The 11461-nt window shown below is 37.0% G+C and carries 10 protein-coding genes; 3 read left to right on the top strand and 7 right to left on the bottom strand.

Annotated elements, in window-relative coordinates; all coding sequences use genetic code 11:
• Positions 1-407: 407 nt before the first annotated feature.
• From BMX11_RS23595 to BMX11_RS23605, 3 genes are all read right to left on the bottom strand, one after another.
• Entirely contained in the window at positions 408-1958 is a 1551-nt protein-coding gene (locus tag BMX11_RS23595; RefSeq protein WP_090889932.1) for an Rne/Rng family ribonuclease, read from the bottom strand.
• A 281-nt stretch (positions 1959-2239) separates the two neighbouring features.
• On the bottom strand, positions 2240-3118 hold the full coding sequence (locus BMX11_RS23600) for a tetratricopeptide repeat protein (protein WP_090889934.1): 879 nt from the start codon (positions 3116-3118) through the stop codon (positions 2240-2242).
• A gap of 11 nt (positions 3119-3129) precedes the next feature.
• On the bottom strand, positions 3130-3432 hold the full coding sequence (locus BMX11_RS23605; protein ID WP_055909222.1) for an HU family DNA-binding protein: 303 nt from the start codon (positions 3430-3432) through the stop codon (positions 3130-3132).
• 170 nt (positions 3433-3602) lie between these two features.
• Here BMX11_RS23605 and mutY point away from each other — a divergent pair, with 170 nt between their 5' ends.
• Positions 3603-4658 carry an A/G-specific adenine glycosylase gene (gene mutY / locus BMX11_RS23610; RefSeq protein ID WP_090889936.1) on the top strand — a complete coding sequence of 352 codons (1056 nt, stop codon included), beginning with the start codon at positions 3603-3605 and terminating at the stop codon, positions 4656-4658.
• Positions 4659-4716: 58 nt separating this feature from the next.
• Positions 4717-5160: a single-stranded DNA-binding protein gene (locus BMX11_RS23615; RefSeq protein WP_090889939.1), complete on the top strand. Its 444-nt coding sequence runs from the start codon at positions 4717-4719 to the stop codon at positions 5158-5160.
• Positions 5161-5220: 60 nt separating this feature from the next.
• Here BMX11_RS23615 and glmS read toward each other — a convergent pair whose 3' ends face one another.
• The 3 genes from glmS to BMX11_RS23630 form a co-directional block, all read right to left on the bottom strand.
• Positions 5221-7059 (bottom strand): glutamine--fructose-6-phosphate transaminase (isomerizing), encoded by a 1839-nt coding sequence (gene glmS / locus BMX11_RS23620; RefSeq protein ID WP_090889941.1) that lies wholly within the window; start codon positions 7057-7059, stop codon positions 5221-5223.
• 126 nt (positions 7060-7185) lie between these two features.
• Complete coding sequence (locus tag BMX11_RS23625; protein WP_090889944.1) at positions 7186-8604, bottom strand: DUF4270 domain-containing protein; 1419 nt, start codon at positions 8602-8604, stop codon at positions 7186-7188.
• 21 nt (positions 8605-8625) lie between these two features.
• Positions 8626-9450, bottom strand: coding sequence for a glycogen/starch synthase (locus BMX11_RS23630; RefSeq protein ID WP_090889953.1), 825 nt, complete (start codon positions 9448-9450; stop codon positions 8626-8628).
• A gap of 149 nt (positions 9451-9599) precedes the next feature.
• Between BMX11_RS23630 and panC the strand changes: the two genes are divergently transcribed.
• Positions 9600-10445, top strand: a complete 846-nt coding sequence (gene panC / locus BMX11_RS23635) for a pantoate--beta-alanine ligase (protein WP_090889949.1) — start codon at positions 9600-9602, stop codon at positions 10443-10445.
• Between the two features lie 797 nt (positions 10446-11242).
• Here panC and BMX11_RS23640 read toward each other — a convergent pair.
• Positions 11243-11461, bottom strand: a 219-nt coding sequence (locus tag BMX11_RS23640) for an ATP-binding protein (RefSeq protein ID WP_175474663.1), incomplete at its 5' end; no start/stop codon positions are given.

Raw genomic sequence — 11461 nt, forward strand, 5'->3', positions numbered from 1 at the left:
GATTGAGGCATTTAGCATCTCTGATAAATGTTTCTTCTCCTGTAATCGCGCTTACTCTTGACAGAACTCATTCAGATCTCCCGGGGTAAAACAATCTACTTCCTATGGATGTGGCCCCTGTATTTACGTAATAGTCCCCGTGCAGTATTGGGCTTCTGTTTGTATGGCAACATCACCCGGACTAAATCCGCCTTATATACAGTTTCTGTTCGTAAGCCCCCATATTTGCCGCGGACTTCCTTCAGATTCGCAGTCACCCACGACACCCTTGTCTCTAGCTAACACTTCCTACTGCAAAGCGTGTTCGGGACTCTAACCCTATAGTCGATTGCCATGCCCGGCGCACCACAAAAAAAAGCCTGATTTATAAAAAACCAGGCTTTAATAACTTTTTATGTTAATCTCCTTTACAACTTAATTTCTTCATCTTTTGAGGAGATAAAGTGAAATTCGGTTAAGTAATATGAAGATTGTGCTTTTACTTTAACCCATTGGCCATATTTAAAGAACCAACGGCGTTGTAAACTGAAAATACCTTTTGTAATAAAGGCTTCAATGTAAGGATGCACACAAAGTGTGATACCTTTTTCATTTTGCTCTCTTAAAATATAATTGAGGTTATTTTCAATATCATCCATTAAAACAATACTTGCTTTAATTTCTCCAGTCCCGTCGCAGGCTGGACATTTTTCTACCGTCACGATATTCATTTCCGGACGTACACGTTGTCTGGTGATTTGAACCAAACCGAACTTACTTGGAGGTAAAATCGTATGCTTAGCTCTATCTAACAACATCAATTCCCGAAGATGATCAAATAATATCTTACGGTTTGCTGGCTTGTGCATATCGATAAAATCGATTACCACAATACCGCCCATATCACGCAAGCGCAACTGACGGGCAATTTCTTTAGCCGCCTCCTTATTTACCTGTAAAGCATTATCTTCTTGATTCTCTTTACTTGCAGTGCGGTTTCCACTATTCACATCTATAACGTGAAGTGCTTCGGTATGTTCTACAACTAAGTAGGCTCCACCGGGTAAGTTTACAGTTTTGCCAAAAGCATTTTTGATTTGCTTTTCTACTCCAAAATGATCGTATATCGGTTCTTTCTGCTTGTATAACTTCACAATTTTCTCCATTTCGGGAGATATATCGTGAACATAAGAACGGATATCATCGTAAAGCTCTGGAGTGCTTACGTAAACGTTTGTAAAATCAGGATTCAGAATATCACGTATCAACGTAGATGATCTGTCCATTTCGCCCCAAACTCTCTTTGAAGGCTCGGCAGTTGGAAGTTTCTTGATGAAGTTTTCCCACTTGGCAATCAGATCTAAAAGATCTTTCTGCATCTCGGCAACCCCTCTGCCTTCTGAAACGGTTCTGATAATTACCCCAAAATTTTGAGGTTTAATACTTTCGATAATCTTCTTAAGTCGATTACGCTCCGTATTACTTTTTATCTTTTTAGATATGGATATGGTATTGGAGAATGGCACCAGTACCACATACCTGCCGGCAATTGATAGATCGGAACTTAAACGCGGACCCTTGGTTGAAATAGGCTCTTTGGCAATTTGTACCGGTATGAGCATATTTTTAGACAGTACATCAGATATTTTCCCGGCCTTATTAATATCAGCTTCGAGTTTTAAATTATCTAATAATGTGCCTGTAACCGAGCCATTACGCTTGATCTTCGTTAGCTTAATTAAAGATTGTACCTGAGGGCCCAAATCAAAATAATGCAAAAAAGCATCCTTTTCATAACCAACGTCCACAAACGCAGCATTCAAACCAGGCATAATCTTTTTTATGCGGCCCAAATAAATATCGCCTACAGCGTAATTATTATTGATTTGTTCTTTATGAAGCTCAACAAGTTGTTTGTCTTCAATCAACGCTATGGTAACTCCGGCAGGAGTCGAATTGATAATTAATTCTTTTACCAACAGCTACAGATTTAAGGCTTTCGCCTATTAAACAAATGGATAGTAATTAAGAAAAACATTGATGTAGCCTAAATCATATAATTTAAAATCATATAAAAGTATTTAAACCTCGCAGTAGAAACTGCGAGGTTTAACAAGCTATATCAAAATAAGAAATTATTTTTTCTTATGTCTGTTTTTTCTTAAACGTTTTTTCCGTTTGTGCGTAGCCATTTTATGTCTTTTTCTTTTTTTACCGCTTGGCATAATTTTAAGTTTTAAATGTTTTTATTAATCTGTTATTAATTTTTATTTTTTAGTTCAGCAACCTTCTTATCTATAAACGAAGACAGTGTTGGGTTTGCAGCTAATTTTTTCGATTTCAAATAAGCGTCTACCGCTTCTTTATTCCGGTCTAAACTTTCCAGGGCAGTACCCAGGTAAAAATAGGCCTCCGGACTTGGTTTGGTTTCAATTACGGTATTAAAACGCGGAATTGCTTTATCAAACTGGCCCGATTTAATAGAGAACATACCTAAATTCATGTTGGCTTTAACGTTCTTAGGTTCCTTAGCAACTACTTCCAACAACATTGCAATTCCTTGCATTGGTGCCCCTAAGCCGTTTACAATGGTAACGCCTAATCCTGTTTTCGCTTCAATGTTTGAAGGATCCTTCTCTAAAGCATTTTTAAAAGATGTATTGGCTTTCTGTAATAAAACAGGCTGCGCAACACTATCTTGTGTGCTTTCAAACGCTTTTAAGAAACGGTTTCCAGATGCCAACCAATTTGTTGCGGTAGGCTCTCCTTGTGCAACTACTTCTAAATAAAGCGCCGAAGGTGTAATCTGCTCCACATCATCCCATTTCTGAGCCAATTGTTTCGCAAATACGATTTTTTCAGCCGCATCAGCATTTTTAAAACTTCCTTCTAAAACAGTAATATCTGCAGCTAAATTCTTATTAATGATATTTTTCGCAGCTGTTGAGGCAGTTTCTATGCTAATAGAAGCAGAAGAAGCTGGTTGTTGCGCTTCGGCCATCTGGCCAGAAGCAGGCATTTTTCCATTTTCTTCTGTCGGCTTAACTAAACCTTTTATATCTCTGGTGAATAAAAAAGCAACTAGCAATAAAATCGCTCCGATAATGATGATTTGTTTTGATCTGATGCTGCTATTCACTTCTTAAGATTTTAAGCTTCTACTTTGATTTTTTTTGAATTACTTTTCACTTTGTCTACAAATACTTTTGCTGGTTTAAAGCTAGGTACAAAGTGTTCAGGGATAATTATTGCAGTGTTTTTTGAGATATTTCTTGCAGTTTTCTGCGCTCTCTTCTTAACAACAAAGCTTCCGAAGCCTCTTACGTAAACATTTTCTCCGCCGATCATGCTGGTTTTAATAACCTTGAAAAATGCCTCAACTGTTTCCTGTACATCAACCTTCTCAATTCCGGTTTTTGTTGATATTTCTGAAATAATATCTGCCTTAGTCATATTTTATTGTTTATATATATTGTGTTTTAATATTTATAACTGTTTTGGGGTTGCAAAAGTATTGCTTTTTAATGAGATAGGAAAATAAAAGATGATTTTTTTCTCAGCCATCGTATCACCGAAATGCAAGTTTTTTTATTAAACCAAGAATAACACCGTAATTTGCAACAATGGCATTCCAAAAAGAACTTATAAATTGGTATCAAACAAACAAGCGAGATTTGCCCTGGAGGCACACTACTGATGCTTATACCATCTGGTTATCAGAAATTATTCTCCAGCAAACCAGGGTTGAACAAGGCCTGCCATACTTCAACCGATTTTTAGAAAATTTCCCTACTGTTTCTGATTTTGCTTCAGCTTCTGAGACCCAGGTTTTGAAACTTTGGCAAGGATTGGGCTATTATTCCAGAGGTAGAAACATGCATGCTACTGCACAAATTGTAGTCAATAACTTTAAAGGAATCTTCCCTACGTCACACGATGAGCTCTTAAAATTGAAGGGTATTGGTGAATATACAGCTGCTGCAATCTCGTCATTTTCTTCCGCCGAACCACGCGCAGTAGTAGATGGAAACGTATTTAGAGTATTATCCAGATATTTCGGTATCGCCACTCCGATTAACTCTCCCGCTGGAAAAAAAGAGTTTTTTCAATTGGCAAATGAACTTTTATTTTTACCTGATCCGGCAACATATAACCAGGCTATCATGGAATTTGGTGCAGTCCAGTGCAAACCTAAATCGCCAAATTGTGGCATATGCCCAATAAATATGGATTGTTTTGCCTTTAAAAATCAAAAAGTTAAAGACCTCCCTGTAAAACTGGGAAAGATTAAGCAAAAACATCGTTTTTTTAACTACTTTATCCTTCAGAACAATGATGAGATTCTGGTCAGAGAACGACAGGCAGGAGATATCTGGCAGCATTTATATGATTTTCCATCAATAGAAACAGCAGAAGCCGTCACCATTTTCGACCAGGAATTTCCCAAAAGGGCTCAGGAGGAGTTTGGTAGCACGGCAATTTTCACACATATTACCAGCAAAAAACACATTTTAACACACCAAATTATACACTTGCAATTTTTTGCATTAAAAAATTATATATTTAACTTTAATAAGCGAAAGGAACTTAATTGGGTTTCTTTAGATACCTTAGATGAGTTGCCGCAACCGAAAGTTATTCACGATTTTATTCAGGAATACTTTCATAGTAAAAGATGAAGTAACTAATCATCGAAGTGTAACCATTTAGAAATTAAAAAACTAACCAAAAATATTTATGTCTGGGATTAACAAAGTTATTTTAGTAGGGCACTTAGGCAAGGACCCTGAAGTACGTCATTTAGAGGGCGGTGTTACCGTTGCAAGCTTCCCATTAGCCACATCAGAAACTTACAACAAGGATGGAAAAAGAGTAGAACAGACCGAATGGCATAATATTGTTTTATGGCGAGGCCTTGCTGAAGTAGCCTCAAAATATCTTCAGAAAGGAAAACTTGTTTATATTGAGGGAAAATTAAGAACCAGGTCTTTTGAAGATAAAGAGAAGGTTAAAAAATATGTAACTGAAATTGTTGCGGAGAACTTCACCATGCTGGGTAGAAAAAGCGATTTTGAGCAAGGCCCAAGTGCTACTCCAATTGCTGCTCCGGTTAACGATACTAAAATAGAGGATGAATTTACCATAGGCCCCTCTGATGAAAATGGAGACCTTCCGTTTTAAAAAGGCAATGTAAGACTAATAAAAAAGGCTTCAAATTTAAATTTGAAGCCTTTTTTTGTTTTATTCAACTGTAACTGACTTAGCTAAGTTTCGTGGTTGATCTACATTACAACCTCTCATTACTGCAATGTGGTATGACAGTAGCTGTAAAGGTATGGTGGCTAAAAGCGGTAAAAATGCTTCATTTGCATCTGGAATTTCGATGCAGTAATCTGCCATTTTCTTCACTTCCACATCACCTTCGGTTACAATAGCAATCACTTTTCCTTTTCTTGCTTTCACCTCCTGAATGTTACTAATTACCTTTTCGTAAGATGAATTTTGAGTAGCGATAAATACTACTGGCATTTCTTCGTCAATTAAAGCGATAGGGCCGTGCTTCATCTCGGCGGCAGGATAACCTTCGGCATGAATATAAGAGATCTCCTTAAGCTTTAAAGCACCCTCTAGTGCCACAGGAAATCCGCTACCCCTACCTAAGAATAAACAGTTTCTGGAATCTTTAATTTTTTCTGAAACCTCTTTGATAATATCATTGGATTCGAGCGCGGTTTGAATTTTATCCGGAATCTCATTTAGTTCCGTTAAAAGCTCGATAAGTTTAGAAGTTGTAATGGCTCCACGTTGTTGTGCCATATAAAATGCCATTAAAGTTAATACCGTAACCTGAGCGGTGAAAGCTTTTGTTGATGCTACACCTATTTCTGGTCCTGCGTGTGTATAAACCCCTGCATGAGACAATCTAGGGATAGAAGCACCGGCAACATTACAAATACCGAAAATAGTAGCACCACGCTCTTTTGCCATTTCAATAGCCGCCATGGTATCTGCTGTTTCACCCGACTGTGAAATAGCAATAACAACATCTTTTTCAGTAATAATCGGATTGCGATATCTGAATTCTGATGCATATTCAACTTCAACCGGGATTCTGGCATATTCTTCAATGAGATATTCGCCTACAAGACCAGCATGCCATGAAGTTCCACAGGCTACAATGATAATTCTATCAATGTTTTTAAGCTTATCTGCAAATTCTTTTATTCCACCTAGCTGAACTTTACCTTCCTCCGGGTAGATACGGCCGCGCATACAATCTCTTATCGATCTTGGTTGCTCGTAAATCTCTTTGAGCATAAAGTGATCAAAACCACCTTTCTCCAGCATTTCCAATTTCAGCTCAAGCTCCTGAATCAATGGTGTTTGAACAACATTATCCAATTGCTTTACTAATAGATCATTTTTAGTAACTAGAGCAATCTCATTATCCTTTAAATAAATTACATTTTTAGTATATTCAATGATAGGGGTAGCATCTGAAGCGATAAAATATTCGCCTTTACCTACACCAATAACCATCGGACTACCCTTTCTCGCAGCAATTAACTGATCTGGATTTTCTTTATCCATGATTACGATTGCATACGCTCCGCTAACTTCATGTAAAGCTAAACGTACGGCCTCCAATAAATCAATTTGCTCTATTTTTTGAATCTCTTCGATTAAATGAATTAAAACCTCAGTATCGGTATCACTTTTAAATTGATGTCCGCGACCTATCAGCTCTTCCTTTAACGTAGCATAATTTTCTATGATACCATTATGAATGATGGCTAATTTATCATTATTAGAAGTATGCGGATGGGAATTGCGATCTGATGGTACACCATGCGTTGCCCATCGGGTATGTCCCATACCAATTGTACCACTTCTGTCCTGATCTGCAGCAAAATCTTCCAAGACGGCTACTTTACCCGCCTTTTTATATATATGTTGTCCGCTGTCGTTAATCAGCGCGATACCAGCACTATCATATCCGCGGTATTCTAGTCTTTTCAGACCCTTTAATACAATCGGCCAAGCTTCTCTATAGCCGATATAACCTACAATTCCACACATGTTTAAGATGATTGTTTATTGGCCGAATATACAAAACAAACGTTTGTTTTAAAGCGCATTGTAAAATTTTGGATAAAAAAAAAGCCTGTCAAAATTTGACAGGCTCAGTTAAACGTTTTACTTCGACTAATTAATCTTAGTATAGAAGATATTCAATTTCATCTTATTGGTAGTATTAGTATTCGCACCTATAACAGATCTTCCAGCCATTGCACCAGTTGGTGTAATTTGAAACTCTGTTAAAGAAGTTGGCGCGATGAAAGTACCATAATCTACCAGTTTTTTATCTATTAAATCCTGAACGTAACTGGTTACAATAAATACATACCTGTTTTGTACAGAATCATAATAACCTCCAAAAACAGCATCAGTAATTGTATTTGTCCCTAAGGTACCAGCTCTTTGATCTGTTGCTGAGGTTTCGCGATCTGGCAATTGAGCTGGTTGTTCTGCTATATCCCATCTGTAAAGTGATAATCTTTGCGCAGCACTAAACGGATAGGCGTAGGTAGCATTGCTTAAAGGAACAACCAATTCAGCACGGTTCACAACAACCTTTCCATAAGTATTAGAAAAGTTAGCTAGATTAGGAAAAGAGATTTTAGTTTTTAAACCAGCCAGCCCTTGTAAATAATTCACAGTGTATTGTGTTGAAGGATTATCCAACTGCGTTTTAACATCCGTACCTGTATAATCATGCTTAATATTTGATGTAACAATACTGGCATTACTATTTGCAGATCCTATTGGGAAAATTGTAGATAAAGTATCAATCCCATTGGAAGTGTTAGGCTTTTTATAAACCAACTGCAAATAAGAGTTTGAAGCAGCAAAATCAATAAAGGCTACACCACCAGTACCTGTTGAAGAAGTTTTATTTACTTCAGCATACAATCCTTTAAATGCATCAATAAACTTAGGTGTGGAAGCGGTTACAGTAGATGACAGGCCTAAAATATTGGACTGAATAAAAGCTTTGTTCAGGGGAATCCTAATTTGAGCAGTCATGGTTCTTAAGGTATCAGCCTTAGCCGCCACAATTTCATAAACCTTTATTGGTGTATTAGGGTAAATTTTATTGTTAAAATTACCTAACAAGGTAGCATTATGTGCCTGAACATCAGAACTCTTATAATTGGTAATTTTATTGGTTAACTGATACACATCAATACTATATCTTGAGGTCGTGGTATCTCCATAAAATTGTTTTCCTAAGTTCAATACCAATACTGCAGAATCTAATGTGGATGAAGTTCCAAAATCGGGAGCTGTGCTTGGCGGTATTACAGTCATTGCAATGCTAGACTCTGTTTTTCCAAAAATAGGGTCAACAATATATCCAAGTGGGTGTGCCGAAAGTGCAGCAGTTGAAGTAATAGCAGACTCCTGTATTGTTCGGGAAGTAATGACCTGATTATCAACCAATGTACCTTGAATAGCAGTACCTGGATCAACATCTAAACCAACACCATCGGGATTTTTACACGATGCAAAAAGAAAAAGACCTATCAACAGGGTTAATAAGTCTTGTTTAGTAAATTTCATATATAAATTAATAATACCTAATTAAGCAACTGAAACCAATTCATCATTTGAAATTTCTTCGTAAAAAGTATAGAAGTTTTCAAAATTTTCGGTTAAGTTATAAGCTAATGTTGGCTTATTGGAATCTTTAACAAATTTTAACACATCTTTGTCCAGGTTTTCATCACCCAGAACAACTGCATCAGCATGAGTAACAGCGCCAATATGCATGCTATTGATATCTGAAGGTTCAAACGCTTTGGTGTCTGCTTCAGTCATATTAGCCATTACAGCTTTCTTCGCAAAATCGGCATTTAATTTCTCTGTAAAACCATCTTCGTAAACAGAATAAACTACTCTCGAATTTTTGAAAGTAGGGTCATTTTTGTAGGTGGTTTTAATATAAGCAGGAACCAATGAACTCATCCAGCCGTGGCAATGAACGATATCCGGGGCCCAGCCTAATTTTTTAACCGTTTCTAACGCACCTTTACAGAAAAAGATTGTACGCTCATCGTTGTCATCAAAGAATTTTCCGCTAGCATCTCTGAATACCTGCTTGCGTTGAAAATATTCTTCATTATCCAAGAAATAAACCTGCATACGTGCGGCCGGGATAGAAGCTACCTTTATGATTAAAGGGTTATCATTGTCATCAATAATGATGTTCATTCCAGACAAGCGTATTACTTCGTGTAAACGATTTCTTCTCTCGTTAATGTTCCCAAACTTCGGCATCAAAATGCGGATTTCAAATCCTTTTTCTTGCATTGCTTGAGGTAATTGGCGAGTAATTTCAGAAATTTTAGTAAGCTCGAGGAAAGGCGACATCTCGTGTGTAACAATCAGCAGCTTCGTTTTTGCCATCTCCATATTTTGAAAAAATATTAAGTTAAATAAAAGATAATGAGCTGCAAAGATAAGAATAATAATACTATTTATCAATATAGCAAGCATTTGTTTGCTTTCGTTTAGATTAATTTACACCTTTACGCCTTTAATTTAGAAAGCCAAAATTGGAAATTTTTAAAACCAAATCGGCGCTCAAAGATTACTTGGCGCCTTTAAAAAAAACAGGGAAGAAAATTGCCCTTGTACCTACCATGGGTGCCTTACACAACGGGCACATTTCATTGATCAAACTGGCACAACAACATGCTGACATCATTATCTGCAGTATATTTGTTAACCCTACTCAATTTACAGATCCAAAAGACCTAGAGAAATATCCTCGTCCAATAGAACACGATCTGGCCATGCTGAATGAAGCAGGTTGCCAGGGTGTGTTTATGCCCAATGTAGCTGAAATGTATCCCGACGGAAAAGATGAAAATTGGCACATTGACCTTGGAAAAGCAGAATTTTTATTAGAAGGGGCCTTTAGGAAAGGACATTATCAGGGGGTAACCCAAATTGTGAAGAAGCTTTTTGACGCAGTTGAACCCGATATTGCCATGTTTGGACAGAAAGATTTCCAACAGGTACTCATGATTAAAAACATGCTGGCTCATTTTAAATTGCCTATCGAAATCATTACCTGCCCAATTATTCGAGAAGATGATGGCTTAGCCATGAGTAGCCGTAACATCCACTTATCTCCCCAAGATAGAATCCATTCTCTTGTGCTCAGCAAGTCGCTACAATTTGTAGTAGATCATTTCCAGGAATACAATTTAGCCGATCTTGAAGAAAAAGCTAAGGCCTTTTATAATGATATTGATGGCGTAGAACTTGATTATTTCACTATAGCCAACGGAAACAACCTTGAACCTGCCCAAAACAAAGAGGAAGAGAACCTGGTCGCACTTGTAGCTGCAAAAGTTGGATCGACAAGATTGATTGATAATATGATTATAAAATAGTATCGAGTATTTAGTATCAAGTATCAAGATTGATTCCAGAGCCGTTTAATAGGATTAGAGATCTCGTGTATTTACTAACGACTAGCCGTTTTAGCAGCTAAGCATCTTGTCTATATACTAACGACTAAATACTCTGTACTTAGAATAGTATCAAGTAGGTAGTATCGGGTATCAAGACTAATTTCAGAGCCGTTTTAGGAGCTAAGCATCTTGTCTATATACTAACGACTAAATACTCCGTACATAAAAATAGTATCGAGTAGTTAGTATCGGGTATCAAGACTAATTTCAGAGCCGTTTTAGCAGCTAAGCATCTTGTCTATATACTAACGACTAAATACTGTGTACTTAAAAATAGTATCGAGTAGGTAGTATCGAGTATCAAGATTGATTTCAGAGCCGTTTAATTGGATTAGAGATCTTGTCTATGTACTAACGACTAAATACTGCGTACTTAAAATAGTATCGAGTAGTTAGTATCGGATATCAAGACTAATTTCAGAGCCGTTTAATTGGATTAGAGATCTCGTGTATGTACTAACGACTAGCCGTTTTAGCAGCTAAGCATCTTGTCTATATACTAACGACTAAATACTCTGTACTTAGAATAGTATCAAGTACGTAGTATCGGGTATCAAGACTAATTTCAGAGCTTTTACCTTTTACTTTGTGCTTGTAGTCGGTAATATAGAATGCAGAGTTTTTGGTAATTAGGAATACAGTATTTTTGGCAAGAATGGTGCAGAGAAAATGGCACTAACAAATACAGAGTCCGATTCAAAAGTAGGTTAATATTTTTATGTTTCAAAGAAAGTTTTCCGGTTCTGTAACCTGAAACTTTCTCCGGTAAGGTTAACCACTTCACACTTAAAAAGCAACCTGTCTAGCAGTGCCGTAGCAATGACTTCATCCTCCAGCATTTTTGCCCATTCTGTTGGTTTTTTGTTCGTAGTAACTACAATTGAAGTTGACTCATAAACGTGGTTTATAAAGTTGAAAAAGGCCACTGCCATGTT

Origin of the sequence: Pedobacter rhizosphaerae (assembly GCF_900111155.1) — a bacterium.
GTDB classification, from domain to species: Bacteria; Bacteroidota; Bacteroidia; order Sphingobacteriales; family Sphingobacteriaceae; genus Pedobacter; species Pedobacter rhizosphaerae.

What these genes read in the sequence shown, in the direction of transcription:
- BMX11_RS23605 (WP_055909222.1), bottom strand. Translation starts at nt 3,432, where the DNA reads ATGACTAAGGCAGATATTATTTCAGAAATATCAACAAAAACCGGAATT.
- mutY (WP_090889936.1), top strand. Translation starts at nt 3,603, where the DNA reads ATGGCATTCCAAAAAGAACTTATAAATTGGTATCAAACAAACAAGCGA.
- BMX11_RS23615 (WP_090889939.1), top strand. Translation starts at nt 4,717, where the DNA reads ATGTCTGGGATTAACAAAGTTATTTTAGTAGGGCACTTAGGCAAGGAC.
- glmS (WP_090889941.1), bottom strand. Translation starts at nt 7,059, where the DNA reads ATGTGTGGAATTGTAGGTTATATCGGCTATAGAGAAGCTTGGCCGATT.
- BMX11_RS23625 (WP_090889944.1), bottom strand. Translation starts at nt 8,604, where the DNA reads ATGAAATTTACTAAACAAGACTTATTAACCCTGTTGATAGGTCTTTTT.
- BMX11_RS23630 (WP_090889953.1), bottom strand. Translation starts at nt 9,450, where the DNA reads ATGGCAAAAACGAAGCTGCTGATTGTTACACACGAGATGTCGCCTTTC.